Raw genomic sequence first — 15,603 nt, 5'->3', positions numbered from 1 at the left:
GCCACCCTTTCGGGTGGCCGGCCTCGGTGCCGGGCGCTGCCGGTTTCCGGCGGCGAACCGGTCATTCGGAGGGGTTATTCGATTGACCGCCGTCCACTTTCCGTCACATTGACGCCATCCGTACATTCCTTCGAAAGAAGGCAGCGTCCTTCCGCCGCACGGCCCGGTATGGTCTGGGGTAACCGCAGACGCGGGGTAACGAAGTCCCCCTCCGCGAGGAGTCCCCACGTGCTGATCACCCACGACACCGAGTGCGCGCTGAGCATCCTCGTCGAGCTGCTCAACACCGCGCCCGAGGTCTGCGGCACCGAGCTGCTGCCGGACGTGGCCGCACTGGACGCCTTCGTGGTCCGCCAGGAGATCAGCGAGATCGACTCGCTCACCGAGGGCGACCTGCACAGGGTGCAGGAGCTCCGGTCGCAGCTGCGCGAGGTGTTCGGCACCGAGTCCACCGCGGCGGCCTCCGAGCTGGTCAACGCGATCGTCGCGGCCGCCGGCACGACGCCCCGGCTGATCAACCACGACCACCACGGGTGGCACATCCACTACTTCGCCCCGCACGCCGCCCTCGGCGACCACCTGGCCGCCGAGCTGGGCATGGCGCTGGCGTTCATCTTCATGGCGGGCGAGAGCGAGCGGCTGCGGCGCTGCGAGGCGCCGGACTGCGCGCGCGTCTTCGTCGACCTCTCGCGCAACCGCTCCCGCCGCTACTGCGACAGCCGTACCTGCGGGAACCGGCTGCACGTCGCCGCCTACCGGGCGCGGCAGCGCTCGGCGGAGGCCGTGGCCTCCGCCTGAGGCTGCGGGGCGCGGTCAGATGCCGCGCTTGCGGAGGATCTCCTCGATGTCGGCGAAGTCGCCGAGGCCGTCATCCTGCTTCTTCGCCGCGGCCTTCTTCGGCGCCGCAGTGGCCTGTGCCTTGGGCTGCGCCGCCGCCACCGCGGGCCGCTCGGGCGTCCCGACCGCGGCCCGGCGGGCGTCCGGGGCCTCGACCGCACCCCGGCGGCTCACGAACCGCGTGGTGAGCAGCAGCGCGACGGAGATGCCGAGCAGCACGATGCCGGTCCAGACCCGGGGGTCGAAGACCAGCTTGGTGGCCCATCGGCCGACCTCGTCGGCGATCGTGCGGGCGACCGGGAACAGGCCGGTCAGGTAGAGGCCCGCGGGCAGCAGGGCCACGGCGAACCAGCGGGTCGCGGAGAGGAAGCGGCGCCGGTAGGCGCGCAGACCCGCGACGGCGACGCCGGCCGCCGTGAGTGCGAAGCTGACGGCCGCGGTCAGCACGGTCGCGTCCCGTCGTGTCCGGTCGTCCTGGTCATCGGTGCCTCCTGTCGCCGGGCCCTCGGGCGCACCGCGGGGCGGCGCGGGGGCCCACTAGTGGAACACTGGGGGAATGATCGATGGTTCCCTTCCCCGTCTCGAGTTCTGGTGCGACCTCCAGTGCCCGGACTGCCGCACCGCCCTGGACGACGTACGGGCGCTTCGTGCGCGGTACGGCGACGCTCTGCCGGTGGAGCTGAGGCACTTCCCGCTGGAGAAGCACAAGCACGCCTACGCCGCCGCCGAGGCGGCCGAGGAGGCGTTCGCGCAGGGGTTGGGGTGGCCGTTCGTCGAGGCGCTGCTGGCCCGGGTCGAGGAGCTGGACGCGAAGGGGCAGCAGGTGCTGCTGGACGTCGCGCGCGAGGTCGGGGTGGACGCCGACGAGGTCGACACGGCGCTGATCGACGGCCGCCACATGCTGACCGTGGACGCCGACCAGGCCGAGGGCAAGGCGATCGGCGTGAAGGGCACGCCGACGTACGTGATCGCCGGGAAGAAGCTGGACGGCGGGCAGAGCCAGGACGGTCTGCGCGACCGGATCGTCGCCATCATCGAGGAGAAGAAGGCTTCCTGACGCATCGTCGGGTCACAGCGGCTTGCCGTATAGGCGGTTGGTGACCTGGTAGCCGAGTGAGGCGTAGAGCCGGATCGCGACCTCGTTGGCGGTGAAGACGTTCAGGCCGAGGGTGTGGACGCCGGCGGCCAGGCACTCGCGTTCGGCGAGCAGCATCAGCGTCCGGCCGTGTCCCCGGCCCCGGTGGGCCGGGGACACCTCGACGACCATGACCCACGCGAGGGGTTGGCCGTCCGGCAGGTCGCGCAGGTGGAGGTCCACCCAGAGCGAGCCGAGCGGCTCGGTGCCGCCGTCGCCCCCGTCGCCATAGAGGCGGCGCAGGGCGACGCCGGGGCTGGCCGCGCCCTGCGGGAGCAGGCGCTGGTGGTCGACGCCGGACTTGGCGCGGGACTGCTCCTCGGAGAGACCCGATTCCCGCAGCGAGCGGATGTAATCCTCCGCTGCCCGGTCGAGCCAGGCCGGGAACTCCTCGGCCCCGATCGGGCGCGCGGTGACGCCGGCCGGCAGGTCGGGGGGCACGGTCAGGTGCTTGGCCAGGTTCCGCATCCGCTCGGTGTACCCGAGCGCGAGGGCGAGGCCGCGGGCGACTTGGGCGGACTCGGGAACGTTGACGTCCACGCGGCTGCAACCCCAGCCGCGCAGCACCTCCTCCGCGGCCAGCGCGCCGAACGTTCCCCGGCCCCGGCCGCGCCCCTCAGTGATCTCCAACTCGGCGATCTCTCCGAAGAGTTGACTGCCGTGCGGGACGGCCGTGGTGCGCAGTGCGCCGACCTGGCGGCCGTTCGCGCAGATCTGCCACCGTCTGGTGCGGCCCCCGGCGGGGGTGGGTGTCTCGGGGCCCTCGGGGCGCAGCGTGGAGGTCATGTGGTGGTCCCTTCCCCACGCCGGGAGGCTTATCCGCCGGAGGCGGCTATGGGCACGAGACCGCCGGAGGCGGCTATGGGCACGAGCCCGCCGGAGGCGGCTAACGGCACGAGACCGCCAGAGGCGGCTAACGACACAAGCCCGCCGCAGGAGTCTCACGGGTCGAGGTCGTCGCCGCTGCGCTCGGCGAAGACGGCCATGGCCTTGGCGGTGACCGGGCCGATCCCCGGCAGTTCGCGGTCGTCGACGCGGGTGACGGCCTGGACGTCGCGCAGGGTCGAGGTCAGGAAGACCTCCTCGGCGTCCTGGAGGGCCTCCAGCGGGAGGTCGGTTTCCTCGGCGCCGCACCACTCGACGACGAGGGCGCGGGTGATGCCGGCCAGGCAGCCGGAGGCGAGGGTGGGGGTGAGCAGGCGGCCGCCGATGACGACGAAGACGTTCGAGCCGGTGCCCTCGCAGAGCAGGCCTGCGGTGTTGGCGAAGAGGGCCTCGGAGGCGCCGGCGCGATGGGCGGCGGCGAGGGCGACGACGTTCTCGGCGTAGGAGGTGGTCTTGAGGCCGGCGACGGCGCTGTGCTCGTTGCGGCGCCAGGGGACGACGGCGGCGGCGGTGGTATCGGGGCGGCGCTTCACGGCGCCGATGGCTGCGACGAGGGTCGCGCCGGAGTCGCCGCGCTCGGAGCCGAGGGGGGCGTTGCCGCCGGTGTAGGTGACGCGCAGTCGGCCGAGCGGCATCGGGTTGGCGGCGAGGACCTGGGCGCAGGCCTCGCGGACCTGGTCGTGGTCGGGGTCGGGCAGGCCGAGGCCGCGGGCGGAGCGGGTGAGGCGGTCGAGGTGGCGGGTGAGGGCGAACGCCCGGCCGTCGGCGGCCTTCATGGTCTCGAAGACGCCGTCGCCGGTGGTGAGTCCGTGGTCGAGGACGGAGACGGCGGCGTCGGCGGAATCGACGAGCGTGCCGTTGACCCAGCTCTTGGTGGGGGTGTGCATCGGGCGCTGCTTCCTCGGAGGCGTTCTTCGGCGGGCGTTCTGGAGGGTGTTGCGGGGCGCTGCGGGGTACTGCGGGCTTCTTCAGAGGGTTTCGCTGCCCGACGCTATCGCGACCAGGCGGGCGGCCTTGAGCTCGGTTTCGGCCCACTCGCGGTCGGGGTCGGAGCCCCAGGTGATGCCGGCGCCGGTACCGAAGCGCAGCACGGGGACGGCGGGGTCGGTGCGGTCGATCCAGAAGGTGCGGATGCCGACGGCGAGTTCGCCCTCGCGCCGGTCGGCGTCGACCCAGCCGACGGCGCCGCAGTAGGGGCCGCGCGGGGCGGTTTCGAGGGCCTCGATGATCCGCAGGGCGCTGGACTTGGGCGCACCGGTGACGGATCCGGGCGGGAAGGTGGCGTCCAGGAGCTCGGGCCAGCCGGCGCCGTCGCGCAGGGTGCCCTCGACGGTGGAGACGAGGTGGACGAGTCCGGGGTGCTTCTCGACGGCGCACAGGTCGGGGACGGTGACGCTGCCGGTCGCGCAGACGCGGCCGAGGTCGTTGCGGACCAGGTCGACGATCATCACGTTCTCGGCGTGGTCCTTGTCGAGGAGGTCGTCCTCGGTGCGGCCGGTGCCCTTGATCGGGCCGGAGGAGACGGTGCGGCCGGAGCGGCGCAGGTACAGCTCGGGCGAGGCGGTGGCGATCTCGACGCCGTGGTCGGGCAGGCGGATCGTGCCCGCGTAGGGGGCTGGGTTGCCGTGGGCGAGGAGTCCGGTGAGGGCGTCGACGTCGCTGCGGGCCGGGTCGGGCAGTGGCGCGGAGAGCACGCGGCAGAGGTTGGCCTGGTAGACCTCGCCGGCGGCTATGTACTCGCGGATGCGGCGGACGCCCGCGGTGTAGGCGTCGCGGTCCAGGGAGCTGTGCCAGTCGCCGGCGTCCGGTCCGTGCCAGCCCGCGCCGGAGGGCGGGACGGGGGCAGGGCGGACGTCGTCGAAGCGGGCGCAGGTGAGGCGGCCCTCGAAGTCGTAGGCCACCGCCCAGTAGCCGGTGGAGTCGAGCGCGGCCGGGTCCGAGGTGACGTCGCGCAGGCCGGTGGCGAGGCGACCGCCGAAGCGGGCGAGCGGGGGCTGGGGGGCGGTGCGGCCGGACACGGTTCTCCTGCGCGGTGGTGCTGGGCAGCGGTGCCTGAAGTGTAGGTCGGGGGCGCTCGACGGGCCCGGGGGCGTACGGCGGAACGGGCAGGCGCGAGCGGCTTCCGGGTGTGCACCGAGTGCACGCTGCGGGAACGGATTTTTAGCTGGCCCGGGAATCCGCTAGAGTTCAACACGTCGCCAGGGAGCGCAGCCGAAGAAAAGCGGTGAAGATCCCGGGAGACAGGCGGACGTGGCTCAGTTGGTAGAGCATCACCTTGCCAAGGTGAGGGTCGCGAGTTCGAATCTCGTCGTCCGCTCGATGGAGAACAGTGTAAGATCGTTCTCCGAGTGTTGCCTGGTGGAGTGGCCGAGAGGCGAGGCAACGGCCTGCAAAGCCGTGTACACGGGTTCAAATCCCGTCTCCACCTCCAAGAGGATCACCCGGTTCGCCGGGAGAACCTCCCCGCGCGATTAGCTCAGCGGGAGAGCACTACCTTGACACGGTAGGGGTCACTGGTTCAATCCCAGTATCGCGCACGTCGGATCCTCCGGGGTCTGCTGCAAGACCGCCACACCAGGCGCGATTAGCTCAGCGGGAGAGCACTACCTTGACACGGTAGGGGTCACTGGTTCAATCCCAGTATCGCGCACAGTAACGGCCGGGGCCGCGATCCGTGAGGGTCGCGGCCCCGGCCTTTTGCATAGGCGGTGAAAAGAGAAGAGCCGCGCACGGTCGCCCTCACCGACGTCCGTACGCGGCGTCTCCGCCTGCCGGGGTGCTCTGCGCACCGCTCCTCGCCCGTCCGCGTCTCAACGCGGGCTCGGCCTCCCCGGCGACACTGGCTCCCCGTCCCCAGGGGATCAGTGTCCGTTCCGCGACCGGCCTCGGGGGCCGGCCGAGTTCAGTGGACGATCAGGTCGGCCACCGCCTGGACCTGGTTCGCCATCTGGTCCCACCCGCCGAACAGGGCCACCAGCAGCACCGCGCACGGCAGGGCCATGGCCAGCGCCACCGCGGGGTGCCTGGTCGGCTCCGCGGTGCGGGGCAGGGTGAAGGCCGGCCGACGGCGGCGGGGGGTTCCCGTGAGCTGCGGTGCCATGCCCTTACTCCTGATCCGGTCTCGGAGCCGTTCTCCCGGTCGAGTTGGCGCGGTGGACGGCGTACCTCGGGGGACGAGCTCCCCGTCCACCGCTGAGGACAACGCTATGGCGCGGAGGGCTGTTCGGGCGTCATGCCGTCGTACTGTTCCTCGGGCATCCCCGAGGATGACGCTCCGACTTAGGGACTACTACCGAAGGGGGAGACTCTCTCCGCGCCGCCCCCGGGGGAACCCTGAGAGGCGACCCCGAGAAACGTTTCGGCACCCTCATGACCAGCAGGTCAGTGCAAGATCCGACAATCGCACGGTGGCTTGAGGTGTTGCGTATCAGCACACCGCAGCGGCCAGTCCGTAAGCTGTGCCAGACAAGAACTGACGATGCCCCAACCGACGGGGCCTCACCCACAGGCTGACGGGGAACGGACATGGCGATGATGCGGCTGAGGCGTGAGGACCCCCGCATCGTCGGGCCGTTCCGCCTCCACCGGCGGCTGGGGGCCGGCGGCATGGGCGTCGTCTACCTCGGCTCCGACCGGCGCGGGCAGCGGGTCGCCCTCAAACTGATCCGTGCCGAACTCGCCGAGGACCAGGAGTTCCGCACCCGCTTCGCCCGGGAGATCGCCGCCGCTTCGCGCATCCGCGGCGGCTGCACCGCCCGCGTCGTCGGTTCCGACATCGAGGCCGACCGCCCCTGGCTCGCCACCGCCTACGTGCCCGGGCCCTCGCTCTACAAACGCGTCGGCGACGAGGGACCGCTCGGCTGGCAGGAGGCCGCCCGGATCGGCGCCGCGCTCGCCGACGGGCTCGTCAAGGTCCACGAGGCCGGCGTCGTCCACCGCGACCTCAAGCCCTCCAACATCCTGCTCTCGCCGCGCGGCCCGCGGATCATCGACTTCGGCATCGCCTGGTCGCGCGGCGCCAGCACCCTCACCCACGTCGGCACCGCCGTCGGCTCCCCCGGCTTCCTCGCGCCCGAACAGGTCCGCGGGGTCGCCGTCACGCCCGCGACCGACGTGTTCGCCTTCGGTGCGACGCTCGCGTACGCGCTCACCGGGGACACGCCCTTCGGCTCCGGCGCCTCCTCGGAGGTCATGCTCTACCGCGTCGTGCACGAGGAGCCCGACCTCTCGGACGTACCGCCGCAGCTCGCGCCGCTGATCCGGGCCTGCCTGGCCAAGGAACCCGCCGAACGGCCCGGCGCCGCCGCCCTGCACGAGCGGCTCAGCGAACTCGCCGCCCGGGGAGCGGCGGCCAACGGCGGCGGACGCGTCATGCGGCGCGCTTCGGCGGCTCCCCCGTCCGTCCCTGGGGCCGACGCCCCCGGCGCTGTGCGGCACGGCGTGCCCGCGCCCGGACGCTCCCCGGACCCGGCCGCTGCGGCGCGGGCCCGGGCTGCCGCGGGCAGTCGGCCCGCGGCAGCCGGCGCGGGGCAGCGGCGCCCGCAGGGCGCGGCCTCGCCCCATCCCAGACCCGAGGCGGCCTCGGGGGGCCGCCAGGTGCGGGACCGTCAGCAGACGCCCGCCCCCGGCCACCCCGGCAGCCGCGACCGCGGACGGCCCCGCGACCGCCAGCACACCCCCGCCCCCGGACGGCCGACCACCCCACGGCAGCGGCTCCTGCGGCAGCGGCTCGTCGTCTTCGTCACGGTGACGATCGGCGTGGCGCTGGCCATCGCGGCGGCGCAGGGGTGCGAGGACCGGAGCAACCAGGGGCTGCGGCACTCGGGCGGGCCCGCCGTGACCGCCTCGCCCAGTGGGCAGGCGGGTGCGGGGTTGTCGGTGGACGCTGCGGCGGTTCCTCCTTCGGTGACGCCCTCGGCGGCGGCGGTGACGCCTTCGGTGACGCCGTCGACCACGCCGGTGGTGGCTGCCGCGCGGGGCGGGGCGGGTGCGGCTCCGACCGACCTCGCGCTGGCTCCGGCGCAGGGGCCCGGACCGGCCGTCGACTGGCCCAACCGCACCTACCCCGACGGCACGGGCGGTCCCGGGATCGCCCTCCGGGAGGGCCGCTCGGCCGCGGGCGGGCCGCAGGTCGCGCTCAGCTCGGTGCTGCCGGCCCGGTACAAGGGCGCACCGGCGACGGTGATCGTGCTCCGGCGAGCCGAGGGGTCGGTTCCGGTCGACCTCGTCCAGCTCTACACCTTCGCCGGCGACAACCCGGTCGCCGCCGCCACGCGCTCCTCGACGGCCGACCCACAGGCCACGGCCTCCTGGCGGCTCGACGGCGGAGCGGTGGTCCGCGAGGAACGCGTCGCCCAGACGGGGGCCGTGACCTCAACCCGCTACACCGTCCGTCCGGACGGCTCCCTCGACGAATCCTGGCCCGGAGCAGGCGCCTCCGGCGGCACGGGCCTCACCACCACTCCCCCGGCCGCAGCAGCCCCGGCTCCCCCAACTGCCCCGACGGGCTGACGGCGGGGACGGCGTGAGGCGGCTTTTCGGCCGTCACCTTCTGCCCTGAGCTTCCTGAGCGGCACCTCGCAAAGCCGGACCACGGGCGGCGAAAACGTTTCGGCCATCACCTCCCGCCCCGCGCAGTTCCCCGCACCCCTTGTGGGGCGCGGGGAAGAGAGACAGGTGGCTGCGGAGGTTGGGGCGACGGGGGTGGGCACGGGCGCGGGAGCCGAGGACTCGGGGAAGCCGGTGCCGTCCCGGCGCGCGGGCAGGCGGCTGCGGAGAAGGCTCCCCGGTGCGGGGGCCGGGCCCGAGGGGCGGGGATGCCGGTGGCTCCCCGGCGTGTGGGCCGGGGAGACCGGGCGGGTGGGTGTTGGCTGCGGGGGTCGGGGAGGCGGCGGCTCGCGGGTTAGGGGGTTGTCACCGCGTAGAAGGCCACCGCCGCTGCTGCGCCCACGTTGAGGGAGTCGATGCCGTGGGCCATCGGGATGCGGACGGGGTGGTCGGCGGCTCGGATGGCTTGGGGGGTGAGGCCGTCGCCTTCGGCGCCCAGCATCAGGGCGGTCTTGGGGAGGTGCTGCGGGGCCAGGCTCGGCAGGTCGACGGCGGTTTCGGCGGGGGTGAGGGCGAGGAGGGTGAATCCGGCGTCGCGGACGGTGGTCAGGGCGGCGGGCCAGGGGTCGAGGCGTGCGTAGGGGACGGCGAAGACGGCGCCCATCGAGACCTTGACGGCGCGCCGGTAGAGCGGGTCGGCGCAGTCGGGTGACAGCAGGACGGCGTCCATGCCGAGGGCGGCGGCGCTGCGGAAGATCGCGCCGAGGTTGGTGTGGTCGACCAGGCCTTCGAGGACGGCGACCCGGCGGGCGCCCGCCAGGACGGCGGTGGCGTCCGGGAGGGGCTTGCGCTCCATCGAGGCGAGGGCGCCGCGGTGCACGTGGTAGCCGGTGACGGCCTCGGCGAGGGCCGGTTCGACGACGTGGACGGGGGCGTCCGCCTCCGCGATGACGTCGGCCATGACGTCCAGCCATTTGGGGGTCAGCAGCATCGACCGCATCCGGTAGCCGGCGGCGAGGGCGCGGCGGATGACCTTCTCCCCCTCCGCGATGAACAGGCCCTCGGCGGGCTCGCGCCGGCGGCGCAGTTCGACGTCGGTCAGGCCGGTGTAGTCGCCGAGGCGGGGGTCGGCCGGGTCGGTGATGGTGCTGGGTTCGGACACCCTGCGATCTTGCCAAGGCCGGGCGGTGAAGGCCAAACGGCGGAAAGAGTCGGACGCCTTGGCCTTGGCCCCGCGCCGATCGGAGTGCAAATATGACCGTATGGCCCGTTTCCCGGGTCGATCCTGGGCTCCGTCGGCCTCTGGTGCTTCTGGATCCGCCGGCTCCTCCGGTGGACGCCCTCATGGTCGGCAACAGCAGCCGAGCGCCCGTCGCGCGTGGCCGGTGAACCTCCGGTCCGTGGCCGGCCAGGTGTTCGTGCTGCAGATCCTCGTGGTGCTGCTGCTCGTGGTGGCCGCCGGGGTGGCGCTCGTCGTGCAGTCCCGCAACGACGCGGACAACGAGGCGCGCAACCGGTCGGTCGCGGTCGCGCAGACCTTCGCCGACTCGCCGGGGATCGTCGAGGCGCTGCGCTCCCCCGATCCGACGGCGATCCTGCAGCCGCGGGCGCAGGCCGCGCGGGTGGCGTCGGGCGTCGACTTCATCGTCGTCCTGAACAACCAGGGCATCCGCTACACCCACCCCAACCCCGCCCGGATCGGCCAGAAGTTCATCGGCACCTACGAACCCGCCCTGCAGGGGCACGTGGTGGTCGAGCAGATCCGCGGGACGCTCGGCCCGCTGGTCCAGGCCGTCGTGCCGGTGTACGCGCCGGACAGCTCGGTGGCCGGGCTGGTCTCGGCGGGCGTCACGCTCGCGAACGTGAGCACCGCGAGCCAGCGGCAGCTGCCGGTGGTGCTGGGCGCCGCCGCGGGCGCGGTCGTACTGGCGACGCTCGGGACGGCGCTCATCAGCCGGCGGCTGCGGCGCCAGACGCACGGGCTCGGGCCGACCGAGATGACCCGGATGTACGAACACCACGCGGCCGTGCTGCACGCGGTGCGCGAGGGCGTGCTGATCGTCGGCGGGGACGGGCGCCTGCTGCTGTTCAACGACGAGGCGCGCCGGCTGCTCGGCCTGCCGCCGGATGCCGAGGGGCGGCTGGTGACCGAGCTGGGCCTGGAGCGCGCCCCCGAGGAGCTGCTGACCGCGAACCTGCCGGTCACCGACCAGGTGGTGATGGCCGGTGAGCGGCTGCTGGCCGTGAACATCCGGCTCACCGACCGGGACGGCGGCCCGCCCGGCTTCGTCGCGACGCTGCGCGACTCCACCGAGCTGCTGGCGCTGTCCGGCCGGGTCGAGGTGGCGCAGCGGCGGCTGCGGCTGCTGTACGACGCCGGGGTGACGGTGGGCAGTTCGCTGGACGTGACGCGGACGGCGGACGAGCTGGCGCAGGTCGCGGTGCCGCGGTTCGCGGACTTCGTGACGGTGGACCTGGCCGAGCAGGTGCTGGCGGGCGAGGAGCCGCCGTCGGGCGCGTCGATCGGGCGGATGCGCCGGGCGGCGGTGGCGGGCGTGCGGTCCGGCGCGCCGTTCTACCCGGTGGGTACCGTCCTGGACGTAGTGCCGGATACGCCGCTGGCGGCGGCGCTGCACAGCGGGGAGCCGGGGCTGGAGCCGCGGCTGGCCGAGGCGGAGGGGTGGCGGGAGCAGGATCCGGAGGGGTCGGCGCAGGCGCTGGCGTACGGGGTGCACTCGCTGCTGCGGGTGCCGCTGCGGGCGCGCGGGGTGCTGCTGGGGGTGGCGCGGTTCTGGCGGGCGGACCGGGAGGAGCCGTTCGACGCGGAGGACCTGGCGCTGGCGGAGGAGCTGGTGGCGCACGCGGCGGTGTGCGTCGACAACGCGCGGCGGTTCACCCGCGAGCACGCGATGGCGGTGACGCTCCAGCACAGCCTGCTGCCGCGCAGCCTGCCGGTGCAGAACGCGCTGGACGTCGCGCACCGGTACCTGCCCGCGCAGGAGGGCGTGGGCGGGGACTGGTTCGACGTGATCCCGCTGCCGGGCGCGCGGGTGGCGCTGGTGGTCGGCGACGTGGTGGGGCACGGGCTGCACGCGGCGGCGACGATGGGGCGGCTGCGCACGGCGATCCACAACTTCTCGACGCTGGACCTGCCGCCGGACGAGCTCCTGGGGCACCTGGACGACCTGGTGATCCGGATCGACCAGGACGAGGCGGCGAGCGGGGAGAGCTCCGAGCTGGCCGGGGCGACCTGCCTGTACGCGATCTACGACCCGGTGTCACGGCGCTGCACGCTGGCGAGCGCCGGGCATCCGCCGCCGGCCGTGGTGGGCCCGGACGGGCGGGTGGAGTTCCCGGAGCTGCCGACCGGGCCGCCGCTGGGGCTGGCGGTGCTGCCGTTCGAGACGGCCGAGCTGGAGCTGGCCGAGGGCAGCCGGCTGGTGCTGTACACGGACGGGCTCGTGGAGGACCGCGACCGGGACATCGACGAGGGGCTGGAGCAGCTGCGGGCGGCGCTGACCGGGCCGCCCCGCACGCCGGAGCAGACCTGCGCGGACGTGCTGGGCGCCCTGCTGCCGGAGCGTCCGCAGGACGACATCGCGCTGCTGGTGGCGCGGACCCGGGTGCTGGCCTCGGAGCGGGTGGCGGAGTGGGAGGTGCCGTCCGACCCGGCGGCGGTGGGGCCGGTCCGGCGGGCGGTGGCGGAGCGGCTGGAGTCGTGGGGGCTGGACGAGGCCGCGTTCGTCACCGAGCTGATCCTGAGCGAGCTGGTGACCAACGCGATCCGGTACGGCTCCGGGCCGATCCGGGTGCGGCTGCTGCGGGACCGGTCGCTGATCTGCGAGGTGTCGGACGGCAGCAGCACCTCGCCGCACCTGAAGTACGCGGCGACGACGGACGAGGGCGGGCGCGGGCTGTTCCTGGTCGCGCAGTTCGCGGACCGCTGGGGGACGCGCTACACGGCGACGGGCAAGGTGATCTGGACGGAGCAGCCGCTGGAGTAGCCCTCCGTGGGACGGAGGGGTGGGAAGTCGGACGGGCCGACTTCCCACTCCGAGGACTTCTTCTGGGGGGACTACTTCCGGAAGGCCGCCGCGAGGACGTTGACCACGTCGCCGATGACGATCACGGCGGGCGGCTTGATGCCCTCGGCCTCGACGACGGCGCCGACGGTGGCCAGGGTGGCGTCCACCCGGCGCTGGGCCGCGGTGGTGCCCTCCTGGACGATCGCGACCGGGGTGTCGGCCGGGCGGCCGTGCTCGACGAGCTTCGCCGCTATCGCCGCGATCTTGTCGACGGCCATGAGCAGCACGAGGGTGCCGCTCATCTTCGCCGCGGCCTCCCAGTTGGTCAGCGAGCGCTCGTCGTCCGGCCCGACGTGGCCGGAGATGACGGTGAACTCGTGCGTCATGCCGCGGTGGGTGACCGGCACCCCGGCGGCGGCCGGGACGCTGATCGAGCTGGAGATGCCCGGCACGACGGTGACCGGCAGCCCGGCCTCGGCGCAGGCCAGCAGCTCCTCGCCGCCGCGGCCGAAGACGTACGGGTCGCCGCCCTTGAGCCGGACCACGAACTTGCCGGCCTTGGCGTGCTCGATCAGCGTCCGGTTGATCGCCTCCTGGGCCATGAACCGGCCGTACGGGATCTTGGACGCGTCGATCACCTCGACGTGCTCGGGCAGCTCGGCCAGCAGCTCGCGCGGGGCGAGGCGGTCCGCGACGACGACGTCCGCGTCCGCGAGCAGGCGGCGGCCGCGCACGGTGATCAGGTCCGGGTCGCCGGGGCCGCCGCCGACGAGGGCCACGCCGGCGCCGTGTGCGCGGTACTGGCGGGCGGACAGCGAGCCGTCCCGCAGGCCGTCCACGATCGCGTCGCGCAGGCCCGCGGAGTGGCGCGGGTCGCCGGTGAGGACGGCGACGGTGGCACCCGCGTCCCGGCCGCTGGCCGGGGTCCACGCGGTCGCGGCGGCGGCGTCGTCGCTGCGGGCGCAGAACACCCGCTCGCGCTCGGCCTCGGCGCTGACCCGGGCGTTCACGGCCGGGTCGTCGGTGGCGACCAGGGCGTACCAGGTGTCGGCCAGGTCCCCGTCCCGGTAGGGCCGGGCGTGCCAGGTGAGCTCGCCCGCGTCGGCCATGGCCTGGACGGCCGGGGTGGTGCTCGGAGCGATCAGGTGCAGCTCCGCGCCGGTCGCGATCAGCGCGGGCAGCCGGCGCTGCGCGACCTGCCCGCCGCCGACCACGACCACGCGGCGACCGGCGAGCAGCAGTCCGACCGGGTAGGGGGTACGGCCTTCGGTGCTGGGGTGCGGGGTGGGCGCGGTCATCGGCGGTGCTCCTGATCGGGGGTGGGGGTGTGGGGGTACGGAGAGACGCCGCTCCGCGGGCCGGCGCGCCCTCGGGCCGGTCCGCGGAGCGGTGACGGGAACGTCAGGCCTTCTCGGTGACCCCGGCGGAGTCGAAGGTGGCTACATCGTGCATCGCGCGGGCCGCACTCTGCACCAGCGGCAGGGCCAGCAGGGCACCGGTGCCCTCGCCGAGCCGCAGGTCCAGGTCGATCAGCGGACGCAGGCCGAGCTTCGCCAGCGCGGCCTGGTGGCCGGGCTCGGCGGAGCGGTGGCCGGCGATGCAGGCCGCCAGCACCTCGGGGGCGATCGCCTTGGCCACCAGGGCGGCCGAACCGGCGATCACGCCGTCCAGCACGACCGGGGTGCGCAGCGAGGCGGCGCCCAGCAGGAAGCCGGCGATGGCGGCGTGCTCCAGGCCGCCGATGGCGGCGAGGACGCCGATCGGGTCGGCCGGGTCGGGCTGGTGCAGGGCCAGCGCGGCGCGGATGACCTCGACCTTGCGGGCGTGCGTCTGGTCGTCGATCCCGGTGCCGCGGCCGGTGACCTCGGCCGGGTCGAGGCCGGTGAAGACCGAGATGAGGGCGGCCGAGGCGGTGGTGTTGGCGATCCCCATGTCGCCGGTGACCAGGGCCTTGTTGCCGGCCGCGACGAGGTCGCGGGCGGTCTCGATGCCGACCTCGATCGCCTGGACGGCCTCCTCCCGGCTCATCGCCGGGCCCTGGGTCATGTCGTCGGTGCCTGGCTTGACCTTGCGCGGCAGCAGGCCGGTGGCCCTGCCCTGCTGGACGGCGTCGGGCAGCTCGGCGGCCACGCCGACGTCGACCACACAGACCTCGGTGCCGATCTGCTTGGCGAAGGCGTTGACGACCGCTCCCCCGGCGAGGAAGTTGCCGACCATCTGGGCCGTCACCTCCTGCGGCCAGGGGGTGACGCCCTGGGCGTGCACGCCGTGGTCACCGGCGAAGATCGCGACGCAGGCGGGCTCCGGGATCGGCGGCGGGCACTTGCGGGACAGGCCGCACAGCTGGGCGGAGATGATCTCCAGCATGCCGAGCGAGCCGGCCGGCTTGGTCATCCGCTTCTGGCGGTCCCAGGCCTCGCCGAGCGCCTTGGCGTCCAGCGGGCGGATGCCGCGCAGGGTCTCGGCGAGCAGGCTCTGCGGCTCCTCGCCGGGCAGCGCGCGGTTGCCGTACTGCTCCTCGTGGACGACCCAGGACAGCGGGCGCTTCTTGGCCCAGCCCTGCTGCTCCAGCTCGGGCTCGTCCGGGAAGGAGTCGACGAAGCCGACGCACAGGTAGGCGACGACCTCCAGGTGCTCGGGCAGGCCGAGCTCGCGGACCAGCTCCTCGTCGTCGAAGAAGCTCACCCAGCCGACGCCCAGGCCCTCGGCGCGGGCGGCCAGCCAGAGGTTCTCGACGGCCAGGGCGGCCGAGTACGGGGCCATCTGGGGCTGGGTGTGGCGGCCCAGGGTGTGCCGGCCGCCGCGGGTGCGGTCGGCGGTGACCACGATGTTGACCGGGGTTTCGAGGATGGCCTCGATCTTGATCTCGCGGAACTGCTTGGCCCGGCCCTTGGGCAGCGAGTCGGCGTACGCCTCGCGCTGGCGCTCGGCCAGGGCGTGCATGCGCCGGCGGGTCTTGGCGGAGCGGATCACCACGAAGTCCCACGGCTGGGAGTAGCCGACGCTGGGCGCGGTGTGGGCGGCCTCCAGGACGCGGATCAGCACCTCGTGCGGGATCGGGTCCGGGCGGAAGCCGTTGCGGATGTCGCGGCGCTCGCGGATCACCTGGTGGACGGCGTCGCGGCCGGCCTCGTCGTAGCCGGGGGCGGCGGGGCCGCGGGGCTCGGCGGGCTC

Annotated in this window: 11 protein-coding genes, 4 tRNA genes and 1 pseudogene; 8 read left to right on the top strand and 8 right to left on the bottom strand. The window is 74.0% G+C overall.

Features of this window, described 5'->3' with window-relative positions; all coding sequences use genetic code 11:
- Positions 1 to 228 precede the first annotated feature (228 nt).
- The gene (locus AB0O00_RS15705; RefSeq protein ID WP_363652032.1) at positions 229 to 798 is read left to right on the top strand and encodes a CGNR zinc finger domain-containing protein; all 570 of its coding nucleotides are present in this window, start codon (positions 229 to 231) and stop codon (positions 796 to 798) included.
- 15 nt (positions 799 to 813) lie between these two features.
- On the opposite strand, the gene AB0O00_RS15700 is transcribed toward AB0O00_RS15705, so the two are convergent.
- On the bottom strand, positions 814 to 1,284 hold the full coding sequence (locus AB0O00_RS15700; RefSeq protein ID WP_363652030.1) for a hypothetical protein: 471 nt from the start codon (positions 1,282 to 1,284) through the stop codon (positions 814 to 816).
- A gap of 109 nt (positions 1,285 to 1,393) precedes the next feature.
- Between AB0O00_RS15700 and AB0O00_RS15695 the strand changes: the two genes are divergently transcribed.
- A complete protein-coding gene (locus AB0O00_RS15695) occupies positions 1,394 to 1,894 on the top strand; it encodes a DsbA family protein (RefSeq protein WP_363652029.1) in 501 nt (166 codons plus the stop codon).
- A gap of 12 nt (positions 1,895 to 1,906) precedes the next feature.
- Here AB0O00_RS15695 and AB0O00_RS15690 read toward each other — a convergent pair whose 3' ends face one another.
- The 3 genes from AB0O00_RS15690 to AB0O00_RS15680 form a co-directional block, all read right to left on the bottom strand.
- Positions 1,907 to 2,758 (bottom strand): GNAT family N-acetyltransferase, encoded by an 852-nt coding sequence (locus tag AB0O00_RS15690; RefSeq protein ID WP_363652027.1) that lies wholly within the window; start codon positions 2,756 to 2,758, stop codon positions 1,907 to 1,909.
- A gap of 155 nt (positions 2,759 to 2,913) precedes the next feature.
- Positions 2,914 to 3,744: an aminodeoxychorismate lyase gene (locus AB0O00_RS15685; protein WP_363652025.1), complete on the bottom strand. Its 831-nt coding sequence runs from the start codon at positions 3,742 to 3,744 to the stop codon at positions 2,914 to 2,916.
- A gap of 81 nt (positions 3,745 to 3,825) precedes the next feature.
- A complete protein-coding gene (locus tag AB0O00_RS15680; RefSeq protein WP_363652023.1) occupies positions 3,826 to 4,875 on the bottom strand; it encodes a chorismate-binding protein in 1,050 nt (349 codons plus the stop codon).
- A 226-nt stretch (positions 4,876 to 5,101) separates the two neighbouring features.
- Here AB0O00_RS15680 and AB0O00_RS15675 point away from each other — a divergent pair.
- The 4 genes from AB0O00_RS15675 to AB0O00_RS15660 all read left to right on the top strand — a co-directional run bounded on the left by AB0O00_RS15675 (position 5,102) and on the right by AB0O00_RS15660 (position 5,507).
- A tRNA-Gly gene (locus AB0O00_RS15675) sits at positions 5,102 to 5,174 on the top strand.
- 40 nt (positions 5,175 to 5,214) lie between these two features.
- Positions 5,215 to 5,288: transfer RNA gene (locus AB0O00_RS15670), tRNA-Cys, on the top strand.
- Between the two features lie 34 nt (positions 5,289 to 5,322).
- Positions 5,323 to 5,394: transfer RNA gene (locus AB0O00_RS15665), tRNA-Val, on the top strand.
- 41 nt (positions 5,395 to 5,435) lie between these two features.
- Positions 5,436 to 5,507: transfer RNA gene (locus tag AB0O00_RS15660), tRNA-Val, on the top strand.
- Positions 5,508 to 5,759: 252 nt separating this feature from the next.
- On the opposite strand, the gene AB0O00_RS15655 is transcribed toward AB0O00_RS15660, so the two are convergent.
- Entirely contained in the window at positions 5,760 to 5,957 is a 198-nt protein-coding gene (locus AB0O00_RS15655) for a hypothetical protein (protein WP_359974202.1), read from the bottom strand.
- Between the two features lie 425 nt (positions 5,958 to 6,382).
- Here AB0O00_RS15655 and AB0O00_RS15650 point away from each other — a divergent pair.
- A pseudogene (locus tag AB0O00_RS15650) lies at positions 6,383 to 7,651 on the top strand (protein kinase); the annotation flags it as partial.
- Between the two features lie 1,108 nt (positions 7,652 to 8,759).
- Here AB0O00_RS15650 and AB0O00_RS15645 read toward each other — a convergent pair.
- Complete coding sequence (locus AB0O00_RS15645; protein ID WP_363652021.1) at positions 8,760 to 9,566, bottom strand: RNA methyltransferase; 807 nt, start codon at positions 9,564 to 9,566, stop codon at positions 8,760 to 8,762.
- A gap of 100 nt (positions 9,567 to 9,666) precedes the next feature.
- Here AB0O00_RS15645 and AB0O00_RS15640 point away from each other — a divergent pair, with 100 nt between their 5' ends.
- Positions 9,667 to 12,408, top strand: coding sequence for a SpoIIE family protein phosphatase (locus AB0O00_RS15640; protein ID WP_363652019.1), 2,742 nt, complete (start codon positions 9,667 to 9,669; stop codon positions 12,406 to 12,408).
- A 71-nt stretch (positions 12,409 to 12,479) separates the two neighbouring features.
- On the opposite strand, the gene cobA is transcribed toward AB0O00_RS15640, so the two are convergent.
- A complete protein-coding gene (cobA, locus tag AB0O00_RS15635) occupies positions 12,480 to 13,727 on the bottom strand; it encodes a uroporphyrinogen-III C-methyltransferase (RefSeq protein ID WP_363652017.1) in 1,248 nt (415 codons plus the stop codon).
- A 103-nt stretch (positions 13,728 to 13,830) separates the two neighbouring features.
- A partial coding sequence (gene cobT, locus AB0O00_RS15630; RefSeq protein ID WP_363652015.1) for a nicotinate-nucleotide--dimethylbenzimidazole phosphoribosyltransferase occupies positions 13,831 to 15,603 on the bottom strand: 1,773 nt, incomplete at its 5' end.

This window comes from Kitasatospora sp. NPDC093558 (assembly GCF_040683475.1).
GTDB lineage: Bacteria > Actinomycetota > Actinomycetes > Streptomycetales > Streptomycetaceae > Kitasatospora.
This window is presented reverse-complemented; position numbering and strand designations above follow the sequence as displayed.